Source organism: Shewanella sp. SG44-2, assembly GCF_014164215.1.
Taxonomy (GTDB): Bacteria; Pseudomonadota; Gammaproteobacteria; order Enterobacterales; family Shewanellaceae; genus Shewanella; species Shewanella frigidimarina.
The window spans coordinates 83,874-106,787 of record NZ_JACJEU010000001.1 but is presented as its reverse complement, the minus strand read 5'-3'; the positions used below and the strand labels follow the sequence as shown (position 1 = coordinate 106,787).

General features: G+C 42.3%; 23 protein-coding genes. 10 read left to right on the top strand and 13 right to left on the bottom strand.

Going from position 1 to position 22,914, the window contains the following annotated elements; genetic code table 11:
* Positions 1-162 precede the first annotated feature (162 nt).
* On the bottom strand, positions 163-1,353 hold the full coding sequence (locus tag H5181_RS00425) for an amino acid aminotransferase (protein ID WP_011637582.1): 1,191 nt from the start codon (positions 1,351-1,353) through the stop codon (positions 163-165).
* A gap of 240 nt (positions 1,354-1,593) precedes the next feature.
* The gene (locus tag H5181_RS00420; RefSeq protein ID WP_182749787.1) at positions 1,594-1,746 is read right to left on the bottom strand and encodes a hypothetical protein; all 153 of its coding nucleotides are present in this window, start codon (positions 1,744-1,746) and stop codon (positions 1,594-1,596) included.
* A 45-nt stretch (positions 1,747-1,791) separates the two neighbouring features.
* Here H5181_RS00420 and aroA point away from each other — a divergent pair, with 45 nt between their 5' ends.
* From aroA to H5181_RS00375, 9 genes are all read left to right on the top strand, one after another.
* Positions 1,792-3,072, top strand: a complete 1,281-nt coding sequence (aroA, locus tag H5181_RS00415; RefSeq protein ID WP_123883812.1) for a 3-phosphoshikimate 1-carboxyvinyltransferase — start codon at positions 1,792-1,794, stop codon at positions 3,070-3,072.
* 180 nt (positions 3,073-3,252) lie between these two features.
* Positions 3,253-3,942: a (d)CMP kinase gene (gene cmk / locus H5181_RS00410; RefSeq protein ID WP_102037008.1), complete on the top strand. Its 690-nt coding sequence runs from the start codon at positions 3,253-3,255 to the stop codon at positions 3,940-3,942.
* A gap of 114 nt (positions 3,943-4,056) precedes the next feature.
* A complete protein-coding gene (gene rpsA, locus H5181_RS00405; RefSeq protein ID WP_011637579.1) occupies positions 4,057-5,724 on the top strand; it encodes a 30S ribosomal protein S1 in 1,668 nt (555 codons plus the stop codon).
* A 77-nt stretch (positions 5,725-5,801) separates the two neighbouring features.
* Complete coding sequence (ihfB, locus tag H5181_RS00400; protein ID WP_011637578.1) at positions 5,802-6,089, top strand: integration host factor subunit beta; 288 nt, start codon at positions 5,802-5,804, stop codon at positions 6,087-6,089.
* A 122-nt stretch (positions 6,090-6,211) separates the two neighbouring features.
* On the top strand, positions 6,212-6,508 hold the full coding sequence (locus H5181_RS00395; RefSeq protein ID WP_049763537.1) for a LapA family protein: 297 nt from the start codon (positions 6,212-6,214) through the stop codon (positions 6,506-6,508).
* Position 6,509: 1 nt separating this feature from the next.
* A complete protein-coding gene (lapB, locus tag H5181_RS00390; RefSeq protein ID WP_011637576.1) occupies positions 6,510-7,670 on the top strand; it encodes a lipopolysaccharide assembly protein LapB in 1,161 nt (386 codons plus the stop codon).
* Positions 7,671-7,738: 68 nt separating this feature from the next.
* Positions 7,739-8,437: an orotidine-5'-phosphate decarboxylase gene (pyrF, locus tag H5181_RS00385; RefSeq protein WP_182749785.1), complete on the top strand. Its 699-nt coding sequence runs from the start codon at positions 7,739-7,741 to the stop codon at positions 8,435-8,437.
* A gap of 110 nt (positions 8,438-8,547) precedes the next feature.
* Positions 8,548-9,375, top strand: coding sequence for an SDR family oxidoreductase (locus H5181_RS00380; RefSeq protein ID WP_182749783.1), 828 nt, complete (start codon positions 8,548-8,550; stop codon positions 9,373-9,375).
* 27 nt (positions 9,376-9,402) lie between these two features.
* The gene (locus tag H5181_RS00375) at positions 9,403-9,954 is read left to right on the top strand and encodes a DUF2058 domain-containing protein (protein ID WP_182749781.1); all 552 of its coding nucleotides are present in this window, start codon (positions 9,403-9,405) and stop codon (positions 9,952-9,954) included.
* A 78-nt stretch (positions 9,955-10,032) separates the two neighbouring features.
* Here H5181_RS00375 and H5181_RS00370 read toward each other — a convergent pair whose 3' ends face one another.
* Positions 10,033-10,968, bottom strand: a complete 936-nt coding sequence (locus tag H5181_RS00370; RefSeq protein WP_182749779.1) for a hypothetical protein — start codon at positions 10,966-10,968, stop codon at positions 10,033-10,035.
* A 345-nt stretch (positions 10,969-11,313) separates the two neighbouring features.
* Between H5181_RS00370 and H5181_RS00365 the strand changes: the two genes are divergently transcribed.
* A complete protein-coding gene (locus tag H5181_RS00365) occupies positions 11,314-13,071 on the top strand; it encodes an acyl-CoA dehydrogenase C-terminal domain-containing protein (RefSeq protein ID WP_123883810.1) in 1,758 nt (585 codons plus the stop codon).
* Between the two features lie 170 nt (positions 13,072-13,241).
* Here the strand turns inward: H5181_RS00365 and H5181_RS00360 are convergent, their stop codons facing one another.
* The 10 genes from H5181_RS00360 to cybH all read right to left on the bottom strand — a co-directional run bounded on the left by H5181_RS00360 (position 13,242) and on the right by cybH (position 22,901).
* Positions 13,242-13,406: a hypothetical protein gene (locus H5181_RS00360; RefSeq protein ID WP_182749777.1), complete on the bottom strand. Its 165-nt coding sequence runs from the start codon at positions 13,404-13,406 to the stop codon at positions 13,242-13,244.
* A 79-nt stretch (positions 13,407-13,485) separates the two neighbouring features.
* Complete coding sequence (locus tag H5181_RS00355) at positions 13,486-13,830, bottom strand: hydrogenase maturation nickel metallochaperone HypA (protein ID WP_011637569.1); 345 nt, start codon at positions 13,828-13,830, stop codon at positions 13,486-13,488.
* Positions 13,830-14,837 (bottom strand): hydrogenase expression/formation protein HypE, encoded by a 1,008-nt coding sequence (gene hypE, locus H5181_RS00350; protein ID WP_182749775.1) that lies wholly within the window; start codon positions 14,835-14,837, stop codon positions 13,830-13,832. The genes H5181_RS00355 and hypE overlap by 1 nt, the downstream gene beginning before the upstream one ends.
* On the bottom strand, positions 14,827-15,954 hold the full coding sequence (gene hypD / locus H5181_RS00345) for a hydrogenase formation protein HypD (RefSeq protein ID WP_182749773.1): 1,128 nt from the start codon (positions 15,952-15,954) through the stop codon (positions 14,827-14,829). The genes hypE and hypD overlap by 11 nt, the downstream gene beginning before the upstream one ends.
* Positions 15,951-16,193 carry a HypC/HybG/HupF family hydrogenase formation chaperone gene (locus H5181_RS00340; RefSeq protein ID WP_182749771.1) on the bottom strand — a complete coding sequence of 81 codons (243 nt, stop codon included), beginning with the start codon at positions 16,191-16,193 and terminating at the stop codon, positions 15,951-15,953. Before H5181_RS00340 ends, hypD begins: the two co-directional genes overlap by 4 nt.
* A 2-nt stretch (positions 16,194-16,195) precedes the next feature.
* Positions 16,196-16,915 (bottom strand): hydrogenase nickel incorporation protein HypB, encoded by a 720-nt coding sequence (gene hypB, locus H5181_RS00335; RefSeq protein WP_011637565.1) that lies wholly within the window; start codon positions 16,913-16,915, stop codon positions 16,196-16,198.
* A gap of 278 nt (positions 16,916-17,193) precedes the next feature.
* Positions 17,194-19,605, bottom strand: coding sequence for a carbamoyltransferase HypF (gene hypF / locus H5181_RS00330; RefSeq protein WP_182749768.1), 2,412 nt, complete (start codon positions 19,603-19,605; stop codon positions 17,194-17,196).
* 55 nt (positions 19,606-19,660) lie between these two features.
* A complete protein-coding gene (locus H5181_RS00325; RefSeq protein WP_220491612.1) occupies positions 19,661-21,676 on the bottom strand; it encodes a NiFe hydrogenase in 2,016 nt (671 codons plus the stop codon).
* Positions 21,663-22,217 carry a HyaD/HybD family hydrogenase maturation endopeptidase gene (locus H5181_RS00320; protein WP_011637562.1) on the bottom strand — a complete coding sequence of 185 codons (555 nt, stop codon included), beginning with the start codon at positions 22,215-22,217 and terminating at the stop codon, positions 21,663-21,665. The genes H5181_RS00325 and H5181_RS00320 overlap by 14 nt, the downstream gene beginning before the upstream one ends.
* Before the next feature lie 15 nt (positions 22,218-22,232).
* Positions 22,233-22,901 carry a Ni/Fe-hydrogenase, b-type cytochrome subunit gene (gene cybH, locus H5181_RS00315; RefSeq protein WP_011637561.1) on the bottom strand — a complete coding sequence of 223 codons (669 nt, stop codon included), beginning with the start codon at positions 22,899-22,901 and terminating at the stop codon, positions 22,233-22,235.
* Positions 22,902-22,914: the final 13 nt, after the last annotated feature.

Genomic DNA, 22,914 nt, shown 5'->3' with positions numbered 1-22,914 from the left:
TAAGATGGAATAACAAACGGCTATTTTTGATAACTGATTATTATGTTATTTTGAGGGGGGCTAAGTAGACAATTTTTTAGACTTAACATAAACAAGGCCGCATTAAGCGACCTTGTTTATAGCGTAATATTACCAGCTACCCATAAATCAAAATGGTATCGGTTATAGCACTGCCGCAATTGATTTAGCTAAATAATCAACATTAGTTTCACTAATACCGGCAATACTGATACGGCTTGAGCCGACCATGTACACACTGTATTGCTGTTTAAGGATTGCCACTTGTTCTGGGTTAACACCTAAAAATGAGAACATCCCTTTTTGACGGGCGATAAAACTAAAGTCACGGTCAACACCATTGGCTGTTAATTGATTGACCAACATTGCCCGGTTACCATTAATTCGGTCACGCATCACTTTAAGCTCGTCTAACCATTGTTGTTTGAGGGCTGGGGTACCTAAAATGGTCTCAACAATCGCAGCACCGTGTGCTGGCGGCATAGAATAAATGCAGCGCACTACGTATAACAATACCGATTGGGCAACATCAACAGTTGCGCTATCTTTAGCAACAATTGAGCAAGCGCCAATACGTTCGCGGTATAAACCAAAGTTTTTCGAGCAAGAGCTGCATAAAATCATGCTTTCAACTGCAGCAGCCATCTGACGAACGCCATAAGCATCTTCATCTACGCCGTCACCAAAACCTTGGTAAGCCATATCAATTAATGGTGTAAAGCCTTGCTTCACCGTAACCTTAACCACTTCATCCCATTGCTCAGTGGTTAAATCCATACCGCTTGGGTTATGACAACAAGCATGTAAAAGCACTACGTCATCTTTACCAATGGTATTTAAGGTTGCCAGCATTTGGTCAAACTTAAGTGTTTTGCTGTCATAGTCATAATACGGATAGGTTTTAACCGTAATACCTGCAGCTTCAAATAACCCTGTGTGGTTTGCCCATGTTGGGTCACTTACCCATAGCACCGCATTAGGATTACAACGTTTAATAAAGTCTGCCGCCACGCGCAGGGCGCCAGTTCCGCCAGGGGTTGACACTGTACGAACTCGGTTAGCCAGTAATGCACTGTGGCTAGCACCAAAAGCTAATTCACCCATAAGTTGGTTGAATGACGCTGAGCCAGTCGGGCCGATGTACACCTTGGTTGTTTCGGTGTCTAAACGAATTTTTTCGGCGGCTTTAACACAATCTAAAATTGGCGTATGACCTACAGGGTCTTTATAAACGCCCACACCTAAGTCAACTTTATTTGCGTGGCTGTCTTCGCGGTATTGAGTTAGCAGGCCTAAAATAGGATCTGCTGGTAAGGCTTTTAGGGTATCGAACATGAATAGAACCTTATATTAGCTATTTGCACTAAGCATAACGCGCTTTAAACTAAGAGTTAAAGCCATAATTGCTCCCAATCTCAATTAATATCTTATTGAGATTTTTTCATTTGGAAAGTTAACGTAACAAGCAAATAATACTGTCATATCGTAAGATTATCTGATGTAATGGACCTCCATTACAGTGTTAAGTGTTATTGTTGGCAATCTCGTTAGACTGTTGCCGTATTTAAAGGCCAATTAATGGTCGTGAGTTGTTGATATTAGCGCTGTAATCCGTATTTTATCAGCTTGTAATGGTTTTTGTTTAGTGAGGATAAACCCTTTCATTCTGTAATGAATTTGTTCCACTTGATTTACGCTGTCTGGCAATAAATGAGTGATGTTTTCCATCAAGATTAACTTGAACTTAATCTTTAGCAAAAAAGAAGAAAGCGAATGAAGCAACTGCGTCTTAATCCTATTAATTGCATCAACGGCGAAATTAATATTCCAGGGTCTAAAAGTATTTCAAACCGTGTATTACTTTTAGCCACGCTTGCCAGAGGTAGCACTACACTTACAAACTTGTTAGATTCTGACGACATTCGCTATATGCTGGCATCGCTTAAACAATTGGGTATTCAATACACATTAAGTGAAGACAAAACCGAATGCGTTGTTGAAGGAAACGAAGGTCCAATTTCATCCGCTAGCGCTCAAAGCCTCTTTTTAGGTAATGCTGGTACGGCAATGCGTCCTTTATGCGCAGCATTAACATTAGGCCAAGGCGAGTTTACCTTAACGGGTGAGCCACGAATGGAAGAGCGACCAATTGGTGATTTAGTTGATGCGCTGCGTCAGCTCGGTGCAGATGTCACTTACCTTAAAAACGATGGTTTTCCACCGTTAACGATAAATGCCACAGGGCTAAACGGCGGCGATGTTGAAATTGCCGGTGATTTATCAAGCCAGTTTTTGACGGCTTTGCTTATGGTCGCACCGCTGACTAAAGACAGCGTTAATATTAAAATTAAAGGTGAGTTAGTTTCAAAACCTTATATCGATATTACCATCGCACTGATGAAACAATTCGGTGTTGAGGTGATTAACCACCAATATCAACGTTTCGAAATTAAAGCCGGTCAGCACTATGTCTCTCCGGGTAAAGTATTAGTTGAAGGTGACGCTTCATCTGCATCGTACTTTTTAGCCGCGGGTGCCATTAAAGGTGGTGAAGTTAAAGTCACTGGTGTTGGCCGCTTAAGTATTCAAGGCGATGTAAAATTTGCTGATGCATTAGCCCAAATGGGCGCAGACATAGAGTGGGGCGATGATTACATTATTGCCAGAAAGTCTACGTTAACAGCCATCGAAATGGACATGAATCATATTCCCGATGCTGCAATGACCATTGCTACAGCTGCTTTATTTGCAACAGGCACCACAAAACTGACTAACATCTACAACTGGCGCATTAAAGAAACAGACCGCTTAGCCGCAATGGCCACCGAGTTACGTAAAGTGGGCGCTATAGTTGAAGAAGGTCATGACTATATTACGATCACACCACCTGCAGAACTCAATACTGCAGCAATTGATACCTATAATGATCATCGTATGGCAATGTGTTTTTCAATGATGGCCTTTGCTGATTGTGGGATCACCATTAACGATCCAGACTGCACATCTAAGACCTTTCCAGATTACTTTGCACAATTTACACAATTGGCAAAATAATCTTATATCGTGAAATTAAAACGAACCCTTTAGTGCATCAGGTATGCACTAAAGGGCGATCTTGGTTTTAATAACCGAAAATTCATCAGTAATTAACATTTTTTTGTTATACAATGCGCGCGCTTATTTTGATGAACCCTTTATCTTTTCAAGGAAGATAGATTATTTTCGGAGGAAATTATGTCTGAACGATCTCCAGTGATCACAGTAGATGGCCCAAGCGGTGCAGGGAAAGGGACTATATGCCAATTGTTGGCACAACATTTAGGGTGGCATTTGTTAGACAGTGGTGCGATTTATCGTGTTTTAGCCTTAGCCGCTATTCATCATGATGTTGAGCTAGAAAACGAAGAAGCACTGACCTTATTGGCTGCACACCTTGATGTTCAATTTTTAACGGGCACCGAGGCCGATGCCATTAAAGTGATTCTCGAAGGTGAAGATGTTACCACCACCATTCGCACACAAGAATGCTCAAATGCTGCCTCAAAAGTGGCGGCATTACCACGCGTACGTGAGGCATTATTACGTCGTCAACGTGCATTTAGCGCCGCTCCAGGACTTGTTGCCGATGGACGCGATATGGGCACAGTGGTTTTTTCTAAAGCACCAGTAAAAATATTTTTAACTGCGTCTGCTGAAGAACGTGCGCAAAGACGCTATAATCAGTTGCAGGACAAGGGCTTCGATGTTAAAATCGATCGCCTTTTAGCTGAAATTATTGAACGAGACGACCGCGACATCAATCGCGCCGCTTCGCCACTAGTCCCAGCTGATGATGCACTTGTTATTGATACAAGCGGCATAGGCATTGAAGATGTATTGAAGCAAGTGCTTGAATATGTTGGACAAAAAATTACTGTTACATAATCGAATGGTCGATTATTGTGCAGTAGGTATTCGTGTTAAGGATGACACGAATAATATTACTAGACTCCACATCTAGGATGGATGGTGGTTTATTTAATGAAAGTAACCTAAAACATGACTGAATCTTTTGCTGATCTATTTGAACAATCCCTTCAAACCCTAGAGTTCCGTCCAGGTTCTATCGTCCGTGGTACAGTTGTTGCCATCGAAAACGGTATGGTACTTGTTGACGCTGGTCTTAAGTCTGAAAGCCCAATCAATGCTGACGAATTCAAAAACGCACAAGGCGTTTTAGAAATCCAAGTAGGTGATGAAGTTGACGTAGCCCTTGACTCTGTTGAAGATGGTTTCGGTGAGACTCAATTGTCTCGCGAAAAAGCTAAGCGTCATGAAGCTTGGATCGTTCTAGAAAAAGCGTACGAAGATGCTGAAACTGTAATCGGTATCATCAATGGTAAAGTTAAAGGTGGTTTCACTGTTGAATTAAACGGTATCCGTGCCTTCTTACCAGGTTCTCTAGTTGACGTGCGCCCAGTTCGCGACACTGCTCACTTAGAGTACAAAGAATTAGAATTCAAAGTTATCAAGCTTGACCAGAAGCGCAACAACGTTGTTGTTTCTCGTCGTGCAGTTATCGAATCTGAAAGCAGTGCTGAACGTGATACTCTTCTTGAGAATCTACAAGAAGGTCAAGCTGTTAAAGGTATCGTTAAAAACCTTACTGACTACGGTGCATTCGTAGACTTAGGTGGTGTTGACGGTCTTTTACATATCACTGATATGGCTTGGAAACGTGTTAAGCACCCATCTGAAATCGTTAATGTTGGTGACGAAATCAACGTTAAAGTTCTTAAGTATGACCGTGAGCGTACTCGCGTATCACTAGGTCTTAAGCAACTTGGCGAAGATCCATGGTTAGAAATCAGCAAGCGCTACCCAGAAAGCACTAAGCTTACTGGTCGCGTAACTAACTTAACTGACTACGGTTGCTTCGTCGAAATCGAAGAAGGCGTTGAAGGTTTAGTACACGTTTCTGAAATGGATTGGACTAACAAGAACATTCACCCATCTAAAGTTGTTAACTTAGGTGATGAAGTTGAAGTGTTAGTATTAGACATCGATGAAGAACGTCGTCGTATTTCTCTAGGCCTTAAACAGTGTAAAGTTAACCCATGGGATGACTTCGCAACTCGTTACAACAAAGGCGACAAAGTATCTGGTAAGATCAAGTCAATCACTGACTTCGGTATCTTTATCGGTCTTGACGGTGGAATCGATGGTCTTGTTCACTTATCTGACATTTCTTGGAACGGTACTGGCGAAGACGCAGTTTCTGAATACAAGAAAGGCGATGAGATCCACGCTGTAGTTCTTTCAGTAGACCCAGAGCGTGAGCGCATCAGCCTAGGTGTTAAGCAAACTGAAGATGATCCATTCAACGCATACTTAGCTGACAAGAAGAAAGGCACCGTAGTTCACGGTACTGTTTCTGCTGTTGACGCAAAAGGTGTTACAGTTGAATTAGCAGAAACAGTTGAAGGTTACATTCGTGTAGCTGACATCTCTGCAGACCGCATCGAAGACGCATCTACTGTATACTCAGTTGGTGATGCAATCGAAGCTAAGTTCATGGGTGTAGATCGTAAGAACCGTTCTATCAGCTTATCTATCAAAGCGAAAGATGAAGCTGAACAGAAAGAAGCGATCGCTACTTTGAACAAGCAAGACGATGTTGTAATGAGCAGCGCAATGGCTGAAGCCTTCAAAGCAGCTCGTAAGTAATCGAAAATCGTCTGTTGTATGGGGACTTTGTCCCCATTAGGCGACTGTGTTTGGCTTGATAATATGGGATAGCTAAGATGACAAAATCTGAACTTATCGAAAAACTCGCCACTAGGCAGTCGCAACTGTCGGCGAAAGAAGTGGAAAGTGCAATCAAAGAAATGTTGGAGCAAATGGCAACAACATTAGAAACCGGTGATCGTATAGAAATCCGTGGATTTGGTAGTTTTTCACTTCACTATCGTGCGCCTCGTACGGGTCGTAATCCAAAAACAGGAACCTCTGTTGACTTGGAAGGCAAGTATGTACCGCACTTTAAGCCGGGAAAAGAGCTGCGCGAACGTGTCGATGCTGTTAATCCTTGATTAACGCTTGAATAAAAAGCCTCCTATTGGAGGCTTTTTTGTATCTAATGGCAGTCAATGCTGGTCAGCCCAGTAAATTTCTTGGATAATCATTATATTGATGCACCTTCATGGAGAATAGCGTGAGATCATTTATTATTGTTGTACTGGTTGGATTGATGTTTGTTCTAGCATTATTATTTGGCGCTAAAAATGAACAAGTCGTAACCTTAAGTTACTTTATTGCTGAAGGGCAATATCGATTGCCTATGGTGCTTGCTGTGGTATTTTTCAGCGGCTTTATCATCAGCTGGATATTTGCAAGTTACCACATCGTGAAGTTAAAACTCGCGTTACGTAAAAGTAACAAAGCGCTTAAAAAGTTCGCCGCTGCGGATGCAATCAGTGTTGTTGTAACGCCTAAGGATCAAGCCGCCTAGTATGCTAGAAATCTTGTTCTTGTTATTGCCTATCGCTGCCGGTTATGGATGGTACATGGGACGACGCAGTATTCGTCATAGCGATAGCCAGCAGACTAAAAAACTAAGCCGAGATTACTTTACTGGGCTTAACTTTTTACTGTCTAACGAGTCTGACAAAGCGGTTGATTTATTTATCAGTATGCTCGATGTTGATGACGAAACTATCGACACCCATTTATCGTTAGGTTCGTTATTTCGTAAACGTGGTGAAGTGGATCGTTCCATTCGCATCCATCAAAATTTGATTGCTAGGCCCAGCTTAACTAATGAGCAGCGTGACATTGCGATGATGGAGTTAGGTAAAGATTATATGGCTGCAGGTTTTTATGACCGCGCTGAAGAAATCTTCATAAACTTAGTCAGCCAAGATGACCACAGTGAAGAAGCTGAAACTCAGCTGCTGTTAATCTACCAAGTTACCAAAGAGTGGCAAAATGCCATCGACATCACTAAACGCTTACCTCGTAAACGTCAACAAGTGCTTAAATGCACCACGGCCCATTTTTATTGTCAGTTAGCTGATGAAGCCAATAATGACGCTGATAAAATCAAAAAATTACAACAAGCCATTAAACAAGACGCCCAATGCGGTCGAGCTTGGTTAACCTTAGCAAAAATGTATCTTGATGCTGGCCAATTTGAGTTATGTAAGCAGGCGCTACAAGAGCTAAAAGTGGCAGATATTAATTTATTTGCCGATGGTGTTTCAATTGCAAAGCAAGTTTATCGAGACACCCAAGATCCAAACGGTTTTCATGAGTTGCTTGCCAAAGCGATTGCTGATGGCGCGGGTGCCAGTGTGGTTGTTGCATTAGCCGAACACAAAATTAGCCTCGGCCAGCATCAAAGTGCTGAAACCATGATGCTCGATAATTTATATCGTCATCCGACCATGAAAGGCTTTCAGCATTTAATGAAATTACACATTAAACAAGCTGAAGATGGTCAAGCCAAACAAAGTTTGTCTATGCTTGAACAACTTGTTGAACAACAAATTAAATTCCGCCCTAGTTATCGCTGTACCGCCTGTGGTTTCCCCTCTCACGGTTTATATTGGCATTGTCCATCGTGTAAACAGTGGGGCAGTATCAAGCGTATCAAAGGCCTCGATGGTGAATAACGTCGCCATCACAAGATAGAATCCTTATAATAAATGCATTAACACAAGCTATTGCCGCTGGAGTCCTAATGACTGATAAATCCATTGTAGTCGCCCTCGACTATGACAATAAAAACGACGCATTAACCTTTATTGATAAACTTGACCCAGAGATGTGTCGTTTAAAAATCGGCAAAGAGATGTTTACGTTATTCGGACCCGATCTGGTTAAAGACATCCACAGTCGTAATTTTGATTTATTTCTCGATTTGAAATTTCATGATATTCCCAATACCGTTGCAAAAGCCGTTGCCGCCGCCGCTGATTTAGGTGTGTGGATGACTAACGTGCATGCCAGTGGCGGCTTAGCCATGATGCAGGCAGCCAAAAAAGCATTGATTCCCTTTGGTGAAGATGCACCATTATTGATTGCCGTCACCGTATTAACATCGATGTCAGATGAAGATTTAGTGTTGCTTGGTATTAATGTGCCTGCGTTTGAACATGTGCTGCGCTTAGCCAAATTGACTCATCAAGCAGGATTAGACGGGGTTGTGTGTTCGGCTCAAGAAGCTAAATTGCTTAAATCATCATTTGGACAAGACTTCACCCTAGTTACACCGGGTATTAGACCAGCAGGAAGTGATGCCGGTGATCAACATCGTGTCATGACTCCACCCCAGGCCATTGCGGCAGGGTCAGATTATTTAGTGATCGGTCGACCAATTACTCAAGCTGCCGACCCATTAGCAGCACTTAAAGCTATTTATCAATCACTGCATGTTTGATTTGTTATCACGCTAACGGTTAGGTTGACTGCGTCACTGTATTTAGTCAATCTAGTGGGTAAAGATACCTTATCTACATTAACCAAATCACACAGAAATAAGGGATGACTATGTTTGATGGCAAAGGATTTGATTACACCGGTAAAAATGTGGTTGTGGTTGGCGGTACATCTGGAATAAACCTTCAAGTTGCGATTCAATTTGCTAGCGCTGGAGCCAATGTTGCGGTCGCGAGTCGCAGTATTGATAAGGTTAATGCCGCGGTAGAATTACTGAACCAAGCTAACCCAAACGCCAAGCATTTAGGCGTCAGTTTTGATGTACGTGACAATGATGCATTAACGGTTGGTTTTGCAAAAATTGCAGATCTCTACGGTCATATCGATGTGTTAGTGAGTGGGGCTGCGGGTAATTTTCCGGCCAGTGCGGCAAAGCTTTCGAACAATGGTTTTAAATCGGTTATTGATATTGATTTAATTGGCAGTTTTCAAGTATTAAAACAAGCTTACCCATTATTATCACGTCCGAATGCCAGCATTATTCAAATTTCAGCACCGCAAGCGTATATCGCTATGCCATTACAAGTGCATGTTTGCGCCGCTAAAGCTGGCGTCGATATGTTAACTCGTACATTAGCACTGGAGTGGGGTGTTGAGGGGATACGAATTAACTCTATTGTCCCAGGTCCAATTGCAGATACCGAGGGCTTTAACCGCTTAGCGCCAAGTGATGAAATGCAACAGCGAGTGGCCAATAGTGTGCCGCTAAAACGCAATGGCAAAGGTAAAGATATTGCCAACGCAGCCTTATTCCTTGCATCCGACATGGCGTCATACATTACCGGTGTTGTATTACCAGTAGACGGTGGTTGGTCATTGGGTGGTGCCAGTATTGCAATGACAGAATTAGGCGACATAGCCGCCAAGCACGGTTTATAAAAATCGATAAATTTAAAGGTAAATTCCATGGCTAACGCATTACAAGACCAACTGCTTAAAGCAGGTCTTGCCAGTAAACAAAAAGTACGTGACGCAAAAACACAAAAGCGTCGTGACAAAAAAGCTAAAGTTGACGACGGCAGCTCAGAGCTTAAGCAACAAATTGCTGAGCAAAAATTATTGCAAGCGAAAAAAGATAAAGCATTGAATGAAAAGCGCTTTGCTGAAGCTGCTGAAAAAGGTCAAGTGCGCGGTTTAATCAGCGAGTTTTCTAAGTTTGCTATTATCGTAGCGCGTGATGCTGAGCTTAAGTTTAATTTCACGTTAGAAAACAAGATTTATTCGGTTTATATTACCGATAAAATCCAAGCTGATTTACTCAATGGCAGTTTAGGTATCGTCCGTTATGAAGATAAAACCTACATTGTACCGCATAAGCTCGCAGAGCGAGTGAAGTTACTTGTTCCACAATGGTGTGGGTACTTGTGGGATAAAGCCGCTAAAGATTCTGTTGCGCAAGTGAGCGGAGCCGATGACCCATATGCAGATTATGCAATTCCAGATGATTTAATGTGGTAAGTGGTTACCATTAACCGTTAATCATTAACAAAAAACGCCTCTAAATAGAGGCGTTTTTGTTTGGTGTTAACCAATATTTTACGAGTCTGCATTAGCCTGTTTTGCCGTTAACGCAATGACTTGCTGACAATAAGCAAGGTGATGGCGGATTGTGTCTAAGTATTGTGATGCTTGATTATCCATAAGGTACCAATAACTGGCTGTTTGTGGATACTGATTGTAAAACAACGACTCGGCCATAATTAAGTCGCTTTGGTTAGCATAGGTTAACCATTGCACGCTTGGTAAGTTACTCAAGGCGGCTAACAACGCATATTGTACTTCAAGATTATCAGGTTGTTCGGTCGTTACTTGCAAGGCTAAACGCTGGGCGATTTTAAATTGCGGATCAGCGTTGTCTGGGGTCAATATATCATGTTGGCGTCGACGAACCGCATCGCTCAACAGTACTTCAAACGGATTAATATCAACAGGTTCAACATCGTGTAGCAATAGGGTAGATGCATCATCTACAAACAATTCGGGCCACTGAATATTATCATTGGTGAGTTGTAAACCTAATGCAATACGGCGCTCACCTAACCAATTATGCACCATGCAAGGCAAATGCTCTGAAGCGGGCATATCGTTGGGTCTAGCTAAAGATGGTAATAAAGACATACGTTGTACATTGACCTGTTTTGCCATCAACGACATCAATAGAATGGTCGCCAATCCCGAAGATGGCCAGCAGTTAAGTTGTCCTTCGAGTTTTTCACCCACTTCGGTTAGCAATGAAACTAACTGATTGTCATCTAGACTATTACTGACAACGAAGGCTTGATGCGAACCGGCATAAGGGCCATTACAAATGTTAATAACGTTATCGGCATCATGTTCAGTCCCATTAAAAATGAAAGTATGTCCAATGTCGGCAGGTTGCCAATCGCCATGTGCATTGCCAATGACGGTGATCTGCTGATAGTGCCCAGATAGGGAAGATGATGAAGGGATCTGCTCAGTACGTGTATGCATAAAAGTGCCGTTCGCTATGGTTTATTACTAGAGTTTAATATTCGTGTTTAATACTCGGGCTTAATACTAAGGTTTAATACTTGGGTTTGGAACTATTGGGTCATAAAGTAAAGTTCAAAAAGACCACAGATCTCAATCAAATAAGCTGCTAACTCAAGGATCGTACGGGTAATTGTAACTCATTGGAACCCTATTGGGCTGAGAAACATAAACTATCGAGATAAAGGCTGGTATGAGTCGACATTCGTCAAATTATGGTTAGATAATTGCTAAAAAGCTTTTCTTTTTGTGACGCTTTAGTATAAATTAAAACAACTGTTTTAATTATTTGTTTAAGAGACTCTTATGAACCCATACCAAGCCCCGTTGAAGGACATGCAATTCTTGTTGGAACAGGTATTTGATGCCCAAGCTACGTGGGAACAACTTCCTGCTATGGCAGATGTTGTCGACATGGATACCGCATTAGCCATTCTAGATGAAGCGAATAAGATCAGCCGTGATCTGCTTCACCCTTTAAATCGCAGTGGTGATGAGCAAGGTGTGGTTCATAAAGGTAATGACATTATTACTCCAGATGGCTTTAAAGAAGTGTATCAACAGTTTTCTGAAGGTGGCTGGGTAGGGCTTTGCGGCGAGTCAGATTTTGGTGGCATGGGGATGCCGAAAATGCTTGGCGTGTTAGTCGATGAAATGAGTTACAGCGCGTGTAACTCGTTTACGTTATACAACTCCCTGACCGCTGGTGCAGCGTTATGTATTAATGCACATGCCAATGACGAATTAAAACAAACTTATTTACCTAATTTATATTCTGGCCAATGGGCCGGAGCAATGGACATGACCGAGCCACACGCAGGTTCTGACTTAAAAGGTATTCGTACTAAAGCTGAACCACTTGATGATGGCAGTTATTCTATAACCGGTAACAAGATTTTTATTACTGGCGGCGATCATGACTTAACTGAAAACGTGATTCATTTAGTATTAGCAAAACTGCCCGGTTCGAAAGGCATATCATTGTTTATCGTACCTAAAATCAGCGTCAATGCCGATGGTAGCTTAGGCGAATCTAATGGTGTTACGGTGGGTTCTATTGAACACAAAATGGGTCTTAAAGCGTCTGCTACCTGTGTGATGAACTACGATAATGCCAAAGGCTTTTTAGTTGGTGAGCCTGACCGCGGTTTAGTGTGTATGTTCACTATGATGAACTACGAACGTTTAGCCATTGGTTTACAAGGTTTAGGTAACGCACAAGCGGCTTATCAAATGGCCAGTGATTATGCTAAAGAACGCCTACAGGGTGTTGCCGCAGCAGGTTCTGCAACGGGTGCAACGTCTGATCCGATTATTGTGCATGGCGATGTACGTCGCATGTTATTAACTATCCGTGCGATGACAGAAGCAGGCCGTGCATTATCAGTTTATACCGGTAAGCAGCTAGATTTAGCAAAATATGCCAGCGGCGATGTGCAAGCTAAAGCGGCTAGGTACGTTGGTTTACTTACACCTGTTTCAAAAGCATTTTTAACCGATCGCGGTTTAGATGCTACGGTTATGGGTCAACAAGTATTTGGCGGTCATGGTTATATTCGTGAAACCGGAATCGAGCAGTTTGTTCGTGATACCCGTATTGCACAAATATACGAAGGCACTAACGGTATTCAAGCAATCGACTTTTTAGGCCGTAAAATTACTTACGACAATGTGGTCACTTTGACCGAATTTGTTGCTGAAGTGAATGCAAGTCTTGCACAATTAACTCAAGCTAATGCTGAACATAAAGCCATGGTAAGCCAAGTGTTTGCTGAGTTGCTCACGACAGCTAACTACGTCAATGACAACAAGAAAACTCAACCAGCATTAGTCAATTCTTGTGCGGTCGACTTCTTAGATGCCTTTGGTTATGCCCTATACGGTTACTTCTGGTTATTGATGGCCGACAAAGCGTCAAGCCATGAAGATAAAACCTTTGCTGCCCAAAAGCAGTTTGTGGCTGACTTCTATATGGATAAGCTGTTATCAAAATCTCAGTATCATTTATCACAAGTTAATCAAGGTGATAAATCGATAATGGCAATGCCTGCTGAAATGTTCTAAGCCTGTTTGTAATGCAACAAGATAATAAGCCTTCCGATGGAAGGCTTATTTGTTTGGGAGCATCATATTCTCAACGTTTAAAGCAATGTGTTAACCAATGTTTAATCGCGTTGATCTAGCAAACCATTTTAGCTTTGCTCCACAGTACGTGTTGACTACAGGTTAGGCAATTACTTAGTGCGCTTCCAATAGATAAACGCCACAATGGCCACAAGAGCAATGGCGGGTGTTAATTGAATAAAATGGTGAAACAGTCCAACACCACCATGGCCCTCATGTGCCATAGCAATAGATGGAATAGTGGCAAGGATAAAGGCAATTAATAAGTATTTCATGGTGTTGTCCTTCTATTTTAAGGTTACTCTGGTTATTAGGTTAGGGTATTTCAATATAACGCTTTGATAAAAACTCGTGCTACGTATCCATCACAAGCTGCATTAACATCATGTCTTCACCGTCAATCACGGTGGTTTTATTAGACTGGCAAATAGGGCAAACAATGGTTCGTTCATCTACTTGCGATTGTTGTTCGCAGTGATTGCACTGCAACACTAATGGCTGCACATTAATAACTAATCTTGCCTCATGACAAACACTGTCTAATTTAAAGGTTTCAAACGCTTTCGACAGTAGGGCAGGCTCAACGCCACTTAACACCCCAATTTTCAGTTCAACTTGCTCAATTCGTGTGGCTTTATGCAGCTGTGCAAGCGCTTCACATTGTTCCATTAATGACATTACAATCGAGTATTCGTGCATTAACAAATCCTTGGTAATAATTCACCTTGTGGTAAATCTAAATAGCGACTGCTGCCCCAAGGCGTTTGTAGCACCACTTTGCCAGGGTGACGCTCGGTAACGTGGCCAATAATTGCTGCGTGTTCACAATGTCCATAGCGCTGCATCACCTCAATTGCACCTTCGGCTAAATCCATAGGCAATGCCATAATAAAGGTGCCTTCATTGGCTAAATCAAAAGGCTCAAAGCCAAATAACTCACATAAGCCTTTTACTTCATCACAAATTGGAATGTTGGCTTCTTCGACATCAATGCCAATGTTCGATGCTTTCGCCCACTCATTGAGTACTGCAGATAAGCCACCGCGGGTCGCATCTCGCATGGCATGAATATCGATATTTGCCACCAGCAGTTGTTCAATAATCGGCCATAGCGTATCGCAGTCACTGCGTAACTCAGATTCCAGCGTTAAGCCATCACGGGCCATTAAAATTGCCGCACCATGACAACCAATGTCACGAGAGACAATAATGGCATCACCCACTTGTAAATTACGCACTGAAATATCAGGATGCAAAATACGCCCTACACCAGAGGTATTAATAAATAGCCCATCAGCACAGCCTTTGGGCACCACTTTAGTGTCGCCGCAAACTATCCGCGCGCCTGATTTGTGTAATTCAGCTGCCATGCTATTCACAATAGTGGTTAAGTCATCCAGTGGAAAACCTTCTTCAATAATAAAACTACAGCTTAAATATTCGGGTTGTGCAGCCATCATGGCTAAATCGTTTACTGTGCCTGCAATCGCGAGTTTACCGATATCGCCACCAGCGAAAAATAACGGTGAGACGGTAAAAGAGTCGGTGGTAAAAGCAATATGGCCACACATATTCAATTTGGCCGCGTCTTCTTGCGAAGTTAAAATAGGATTATCAAAGGCTTTAAAAAACAAATCGTGGATCAATTGATCCATTTCTTTACCGCCACCACCGTGGCTAAGTTGAATCGTCTTTTTAGATGTCATGATTAACTTCTCCATAGCGGTAATAAGCATTACATGCGCCTTCTGAGCTAACCATGCAGCTGCCTAGCGGTGTTTGTGGTGAGCAACCTCTGCCAAACACTTTGCAGTCTTTAGGATTGGCTAAGCCTCGCAAAATATCGCCACACATACAGGCTTTATGGTCGTCAATTTCGGTTGTCGGTAATACTTTTGCATAAATGCGTTCAGCATCGCGATGATGATATTCAGGGCGTAATGTTAGAGCTGACTTGGCAATAGGGCCTAGTCCGCGCCAGCGAAAGCTGTCGCGGACCATAAAATATTTGTCGACCAGCTGTTGAGCGGCAATGTTGCCCTCGTAACTTACTGAGCGGCTGTATTGGTTATCTAGCTCTGCTTTGCCTGCCACTTTTTGACGTGTAATACGTAAAATAGATTCCATCACATCTACCGGTTCAAACCCAGACACCACAACAGGTGTTTTGTATTGGTCGACTGTAGATTGGTAGATTTGAGCACCACTAATCACGCTTACGTGGGCCGGACCGATAAAAGCGTTTACTTTACTGCGACTATCAGACATCACAGCATCAATGGCGGGTGGAACCAGCACATGGTTTATATGAAACAAGATATTATCTATTTTCAGCGCTTCAGCCTGCGCCAGTAAAGCGGCAGTCATGGGCGTAGAGGTTTCAAAACCGATAGCGAAAAAAATCACTGTTTTGTCAGGATTATCCTGGGCAATTTTCAAGGTATCTAATGGGTCATATATTGGCCTAATATCGCTGCCATTAGCCCGAAACTGCGCCAAGCTACCCATTGAACCCGGCACTCTAATCATATCGCCTAGGGTGACTAAAATGGTATCGGCTTGTGAGGCAAGGGTGGCTGCATGGTCAATTCGTTCTTTAGGCATAACGCACACTGGACAGCCTGGGCCATGAATAAAGTGAATATTGTCGGGTAATAGCTGTAATAAACCGTACTTCATAATGGTATGGGTATGGCCACCACACACTTCCATAATGTTAATTTGCTCAGTCGTTTTAGCCGCTTGTTGAGCAATCAATTGCGCTAAATGACGAATTGTCTGAGGATCTCGAAATCCTTGATAAAAGTCATTGAGGCTAATCATTGCTCAGACTCCAATTCCATCTCAGCGACAATTTGTTGATATAAATCGAGGCTTTCTTGTGCATCATTGTGGTCAATTTTATTCATCACAAAGCCAATATGAATCAATACGAAGTCGCCTAACACCAACGGATCGCATATCAAATGACAACTTACCCGACGTTTCACACCAAGCGTATCAACAGTGACTGTTGCATCATCATGAATTTCAACTACTTTTGATGGTACTGATAAGCACATAGTTAATATTCCTTATGTTCATCAAACCATGTTGCCAATACTTTCATTGAATCAGGATTTTTCACTGACACGACGAGCAATTCGACATCTGGATTCAATTTACTTAACTGTGCTTTGGCTTCGTCAATACTAAAGTCAAAGTAAGGAAGTAGGTCAGATTTAGTGATAACCACTAAGTCAGCTCGGCGAAACATCACCGGATACTTCTCAATTTTATCGTCACCTTCAGGCACAGATAACAACACAATATTTTTATGGGTGCCAACATCATAACTGGCAGGACACACAAGATTTCCCACGTTCTCAACGAAGCAAATATCAACATTATCTAAATTAATGTGATGCAGTGCGCCGTGAACCATAAATGCATCAAGGTGACAGGCAGAGCCAGTTTGGATTTGATAGGCGTTTATACCCTTGGCAATTAAACGATCGGCATCGCGTGAGGTTTCAAGGTCGCCTTCGATCACGGCATAGCGAGCATCAAGGTATTCATGTAAACATTCTAAAAGACTGGTTTTACCGCTGCCAGGGCTACTCATTAGATTAAAGGCGCTGACCTGATGAGCCGCAAAATGATCACGATTATGCTGTGCTTCGACATCATTTTTATCCAATATTTTATGGATAACCGCTAAGGTCTTTTTATCGTTAAGCTGAGGATTACTATGAAGAGTATGGTCATGATCATGGGTAATTGAACAGCCGCAATCTTTACACATGTTATGTTCCTTAACCTTGTTGTTATTCTTATTAACTAGTGTCGGTTAAGTGGATAAAGGATTCTTTGATACACATCAGCTTTTGCAATAAACACTGTGAACAACAGTGTTATTGCGTTAATTATGTGACAGATGCCACAATTATCTGAAGGTCAATTTTGATGCTGCATGACAGCTTTAGCGATTCTGGTTGTTAGCTCGATTACGATAAAAAATGCATATATTAAAGTTACTTAAGTGACTTACATTGGTTAAGAAGTTGAGAGTACTCGATACACTTACGCCATGTGATGTATGCCATACCACAATTGGCCTAATGCAATACCACCGTCATTAATGGGAATATGGCCACTGGGTAAAATTTGCCGTTGGCCACGTTTACAATCATCAATACACTGGCTGAGTAAGGTTTTGTTTTGAAATACACCACCACAAAATACTTGTGGTAATTGGGGATATTGTTGCCCAACGCTATCCAATTGCTGACTAATCATATTAATAAAATGCCAACATACTTGTTGTTTAATTAAAGGGTTATGTGAGCATTCCACCGCGCAGTTAACCAATTGAGTAATAAAGCCGCTACTATGCCATTGAATAGGTAACGACTCGGGGTCGCTTAAGGTGTTGAGCGTTACAGATAAAGGCTCAATATTTGATTCGCTATAATAGGCATTGGCTGCTGTTTCAATCATCATGCCCGCTTGACCTTCGTACTGCGAGCTACCAATAAAACCTAACGCTACAGCAAGAGCATCAAATAAACGCCCAACAGATCGACATTCAATACAATGGCTATTGTTACGCCACAGCTGATATAAATTTGTGACAGTTTTGCTGCCTAAGTCGGCGATAGCGGCAATGGGGAGTGAAAGTACTTGTTCAAGCGACATTTGTTCAAACAATAATGCCAGCAGAATTCTAACTGGGTGTTTAATCGCTTGCTCACCGCCAATTAACTTAAACGAACTAAAGTGGGCCACCGTGGTAAAACCGTGCACATCAGCCAGCATTACTTCGCTGCCCCATAATGTGCCGTCATCACCTAGGCCTGTGCCATCAAAACTGAATCCTAATACTTGCTCAGTGCGTTGGTGCATCGCCATAACAGACAAAACATGGGCGAAGTGGTGTTGTATGCCAATGCAATGAGATGGCAAAAGGCGATGTTCAGATTGGTAGTTTACTGCCCATTGTGTCGGCGCATATTGCGGGTGATTATCGTGCACTATATGACTCGGGATAAAGTCATACAAACGCTTAAATGTTGCTAAGCTTCGGCTAAAATATTGCTCTGTTTCTAGAGTGAATAAATCCCCAATGTGCGGCGATACGATCAGATTATCGGCAAAACCGAATGCGACCGTATTTTTCTGTTGTGCGCCAACAGCCAACACGCTATTTTTACTGTTTGATAGCATCGGTGAGTGCAAATTAATGGTTAACGGCGCATAACCGCGAGCTAATCGAAGGACTTGCAGCTGCCCGTCAATCACTTGTACCACGCTGTCATCGCAAGCGTTAATAATCGGCCGATTATGGTCGAGGATCCCATCGACGACATGGCTTAAATGCTGCTCAATCTCAGCTTGATTACCAATAATTGGTTCTCCGCTGCGATTGGCACTGGTAGCCACAATGGGTTTGTGTAATCGCTGCATCAATAAATGATGTAATGGTGTGTAGGGTAAAAATACTCCAAGGCGATCAATACCCGGCGCTAGCAATGGACTCAGTGCGATAGGGTGAATATTTCCGCAATTATCTCTACCATTATCTTTACCATCAACACTAGCAACACGTTTGGTCATCAAGGTAATCGGCTTCTCAGGGCTGGTTAATACTTGCCATTCCGTTTCAGTACCGCTGACACATAATTTCGCCTGGGCCAAGTTAGTCACCATTATCGCCAATGGCTTGGCGAGGCGTTGTTTACGTTGACGCAGGGCTGCAACCGCATCGTTATTGGTAGCATCACACACCAAATGAAAACCGCCTAAACCTTTAATGGCCACGATGCCACCACGGTTTATCATTTCAACGGCTTGCTCTAATGCCATCAACATCGATGAATCATAAAGACATTCAGCACGAGCATTGATAACGCTAAAGGTTAATTGTGGACCACAATGTGGGCAACTCACTGGTTGTGCGTGGTAGCGTCGATTCATTGGATTGATATAAGCGGCGTGGCAATCATCGCACATTTCAAAATCAGCCATTGCAGTGTTGCATCGGTCATAAGGCAGGGCGTTGATAATGGTGTAGCGTGGACCGCAATTGGTGCAATTGGTAAATGGGTATTGATAGTGGCGGTTTTGAGGGTCATTAATGTCGTTAAGACAATCTCGGCAAATACTCATGTCGGCCGAAATAGCAACATTTGCATGTTCGTCAGTAGCGGCATGGCTATCAATAATACTAAATTGGTCAAATAAACTTAATTGAGCTTGATGAGTAACCTCAATGGCATCAATGCGCGCTAATGGCGGCGGAGATTTAGCTAATTTATCGATAAACTGTTCAATCAGTTCGCTATTACCTTGTAAAACAATCGTCACCCCAAGGTGATTATTTAGCACGCTACCGACTAAATTTAACTGATGTGCCAAACGAAAAACAAAGGGGCGAAAACCAACCCCTTGCACAATACCTTTAACAATAATGGTAACTTGCTGTAATGGTTTCATAAGGACTCAATCTCATACAAGGATAAGCGATAACTGATATACTTTAAGATACCTTTTATCTACGTCTTTGTTTGAGATATAGCCCACCAATTGCGATATTAACGCCATCTAAATCCAATAATGGATTGACCACCAGTGGAAAGTTTTTACCAATACGTAATTGCACCCGTTCAGTTAGCACCGGATTAGCAAATTCGCTTCCAGCTATCACTAATTGTTTTACGCCAATATTTTGATCTAAATGTTCTACCCAATGGCTTAAGTAGTCGGCAAACGAGTCATGAAATGCAAAAGCAAGTTTTGCTAAGTTAGTCTCGCCTGCCAACTTGAAACTCATTAATGTGCCCAAGGTTTTACACCAATTGAGGCTACGATGCGCGGCGCCTTTGGTGAGAGGAAAATCAATGCGTGGTGCATTATTGCCATGATGAGACATCGCCAAAGCAATAAATTTATCGGCAAGTTCGGTTACGGTCACTCGTTGAGCAGTTTCTACCGGATAGGCGCCAATAATTAGGGTTGCAACAGCCATTAGCTGAGACAATGCACCATCGTCGGCTTGAATGTGAAGATCCAATAATTGATTATATTCGGCTGGAAATAACTGTTTAAACTTATCTAACAGACATTTTTGCGGCGACTCAGACAAACTATGACAAATCTCATAACCTGATGTCGGCAACGTCGGTAATTGGAAAAATAATTCAGGGTTACTTTGGCTGTCGAGTGTGACAATTTGGCAAGCATTTTGTTGGCTGAAATACAATACCGCAGCATGTTTAACAAATTGCGCTTTATGGTGATTTTTATTGGGATCACAACGTAATACCGCTGCATTCAATGCACATAAGCTGGTAGTAATATCGTTAGTTATTGTGTTTGAGTCTTCTGCACAAGAACTGGCTAAAACAGGTGGCAAAGTTAACGGTGAAGCTGACGCTGAAGTAGACGATTTAGCACCGTTGTCACTCACTTGCCAATTAATATCAGTTTTAGTGCTTTGAACCTTGAACGTATGTTGGTCATCCTGGTAATGATGCTCACCATGCAAACAGGTCACATTAGTCGGTAACGGTATGCTGCCATCGCTTAGGGTGGTGATCGGTAACCAATGTTGATTAATACTGGCTAAACGCAACGGCTTATTGAGCAGGGCTTCTTGGCTAGTATGTGGTTCAATATCACTAGTGACATGCAACCAATTAATGCCTTTTTGGCGCAGTACTTCGGTGAGTATCACTAATAAACGATTTTCAGCAAATTGAATATCATACAGCGGCGCTAATAAGCTGGGATGCTCGCTACTTGGTCGTACTCTTAGCAAGGGTTTTTCGATGCTAGATAATGCCAACACTTGGCTGTCATTAACAATAAAATGACTATTTAAAGAATTGGGATTACAGACTAATATTCGAGGCCGTTGATATTTTATTGTTTTGGTCATTGGCGTATTGGTCTGTGATGAGTTTGTCAGTTGTTTATCTGCATTTGGCGATATGGTTGAGGATTGTCTGGTTGAGGACAATATGGCCGCTGGTGGGGTTAACCATAACGTGATCCCAAGAATAGGTAAGGGCAGAGACTTATGGCTGAGTAAGCGGTTTGCCATTGCGGCGATATCGGTTTGAGTTAACGATTTTTCATCACGACTGAGTTTTTCATGCCCCATACAATGATGACATTGTAGATTAATATTACCAAAAGAAGGATGTTGATTATCGCCAAATTTTGGCTGGCAATGTTGGCAAAAATTCAGCGGTAAACCAGAGTGAAGCGGCTTAATGTTAAATGGTTTTCGCTGCCCGCTGTGCTGCTCTATACGCTGAATGTGGGTGTCAAGCAACCAAACAGATAACAAGAAATCACTGGCGATGTCATCGGCTAACGATTCAAGCTGCGCTTGAGGAGCAAAGGCCTCAATAAAGTAACGTATTTTACTGGTTTGAGGCTCGGATTCAGCACCAATACTGATATTAAATTCGCTGCGTTCAAGGTATTGATTGCACAAGTGCTCATATAACGGCACATGGCGTTGGCATACAAAATCAAATCGAATGTTATGCATCGACATAGCAACCTCGCTTATAAGCGTCAGGAATCACCTGATCAACCGTTATTTCATTCACAATCTGCTGGCTAAACCCTAAGTCGGTTAAATGGGTTAACAGGGCGTGTTCCATTAGCGGAATGGCGGCATGTAAATGTGGCGTAAGCCCCAAAGTCATTGGCTCAATCACGGTAGGGGTAACACCTAATACAAACGTGTGTGGCCTATCACCCACAATGTCCATCATGTTGAGTGTTTGCAGCATTTCCACTTCATGAGCACTACCTTGCCAATCGATTTCAGCAGGGGCGTGATCAAAATCGAAAAAGTACACTTCACCAGGCTCCACGCCAACACTGTTCACCGTATCGACCACAATTAAATGGTCGTACTGGCTTATCATCGGAATAAGGCCTTGAGCTAAGGTGCCACCGTCGACAATATCTATGCTGTCAGTTTGGTGGCTAAATTGGTATTTCTCTTTGATATAATTGACAAAATGCACGCCGACTCCTTCATCGGCGTACAATACATTGCCTATACCTAACAGCAATATTTTTTTCACAATAATAGATTCACCTTATTTATGATCTTTGTGATAGTCATAGCCAGACACTATTGAGTCGACTGAATTATGTTTAAAACGAATACCTGACCACACCGCCATATACACATGGATCACCACAAAAATAATGAAGGCCCAAGTTAAATAATGGTGGAAGGTTCTAAGTGATGCTAAGCCGCCACAAAGTGCTGTTAACCATGCAGATACATCGCCAAGTAACCCGCCCAAGCCTAAGTGGTACACATTGGCGTACAGCACTAAGCCTGTAATACACACAATCAAGGCAACAAACGAAATCGCCACATAAGTCATAAACTGTAACGGTCCGTAAACCCCAGCTTTATGCAAATTACCCATCCATAAATAGGATTTTAATTGTGTTATCCAGCTTTTCACACTCAGCACATCTTTAAACGAACGTCTTTCAATGTTGTTGCGACTGAAGAAAAACAAATAAAAACGCACCAAAGTGATACTGGTGAGCACAAATCCAAAAATGATATGCGCAAATCGGATCCAACCTTGTACCAGTACATCAGTGCTGGCAGGCGCCACTAAAAATGGCCACGAGATATAAAATCCGGTGATCACTAATACCAAAATGGCCAGAGCGCGTAACCAGTGAAATATTCGAATCGCTGGAGTAAATATCAGCTGCCGATTATGGGTTGCAATATGTTCCATACTTTTATCCCTC

Bases quoted from the DNA above. Each gene is read 5' to 3' on its own strand.
- H5181_RS00425 (WP_011637582.1), bottom strand. From the start codon at position 1,353: ATGTTCGATACCCTAAAAGCCTTACCAGCAGATCCTATTTTAGGCCTG.
- H5181_RS00420 (WP_182749787.1), bottom strand. From the start codon at position 1,746: ATGGAAAACATCACTCATTTATTGCCAGACAGCGTAAATCAAGTGGAA.
- aroA (WP_123883812.1), top strand. From the start codon at position 1,792: ATGAAGCAACTGCGTCTTAATCCTATTAATTGCATCAACGGCGAAATT.
- cmk (WP_102037008.1), top strand. From the start codon at position 3,253: ATGTCTGAACGATCTCCAGTGATCACAGTAGATGGCCCAAGCGGTGCA.
- rpsA (WP_011637579.1), top strand. From the start codon at position 4,057: ATGACTGAATCTTTTGCTGATCTATTTGAACAATCCCTTCAAACCCTA.
- ihfB (WP_011637578.1), top strand. From the start codon at position 5,802: ATGACAAAATCTGAACTTATCGAAAAACTCGCCACTAGGCAGTCGCAA.
- lapB (WP_011637576.1), top strand. From the start codon at position 6,510: ATGCTAGAAATCTTGTTCTTGTTATTGCCTATCGCTGCCGGTTATGGA.
- pyrF (WP_182749785.1), top strand. From the start codon at position 7,739: ATGACTGATAAATCCATTGTAGTCGCCCTCGACTATGACAATAAAAAC.
- H5181_RS00380 (WP_182749783.1), top strand. From the start codon at position 8,548: ATGTTTGATGGCAAAGGATTTGATTACACCGGTAAAAATGTGGTTGTG.
- H5181_RS00375 (WP_182749781.1), top strand. From the start codon at position 9,403: ATGGCTAACGCATTACAAGACCAACTGCTTAAAGCAGGTCTTGCCAGT.
- H5181_RS00370 (WP_182749779.1), bottom strand. From the start codon at position 10,968: ATGCATACACGTACTGAGCAGATCCCTTCATCATCTTCCCTATCTGGG.
- H5181_RS00365 (WP_123883810.1), top strand. From the start codon at position 11,314: ATGAACCCATACCAAGCCCCGTTGAAGGACATGCAATTCTTGTTGGAA.
- H5181_RS00360 (WP_182749777.1), bottom strand. From the start codon at position 13,406: ATGAAATACTTATTAATTGCCTTTATCCTTGCCACTATTCCATCTATT.
- H5181_RS00355 (WP_011637569.1), bottom strand. From the start codon at position 13,830: ATGCACGAATACTCGATTGTAATGTCATTAATGGAACAATGTGAAGCG.
- hypE (WP_182749775.1), bottom strand. From the start codon at position 14,837: ATGACATCTAAAAAGACGATTCAACTTAGCCACGGTGGTGGCGGTAAA.
- hypD (WP_182749773.1), bottom strand. From the start codon at position 15,954: ATGATTAGCCTCAATGACTTTTATCAAGGATTTCGAGATCCTCAGACA.
- H5181_RS00340 (WP_182749771.1), bottom strand. From the start codon at position 16,193: ATGTGCTTATCAGTACCATCAAAAGTAGTTGAAATTCATGATGATGCA.
- hypB (WP_011637565.1), bottom strand. From the start codon at position 16,915: ATGTGTAAAGATTGCGGCTGTTCAATTACCCATGATCATGACCATACT.
- hypF (WP_182749768.1), bottom strand. From the start codon at position 19,605: ATGAAACCATTACAGCAAGTTACCATTATTGTTAAAGGTATTGTGCAA.
- H5181_RS00325 (WP_220491612.1), bottom strand. From the start codon at position 21,676: ATGTCGATGCATAACATTCGATTTGATTTTGTATGCCAACGCCATGTG.
- cybH (WP_011637561.1), bottom strand. From the start codon at position 22,901: ATGGAACATATTGCAACCCATAATCGGCAGCTGATATTTACTCCAGCG.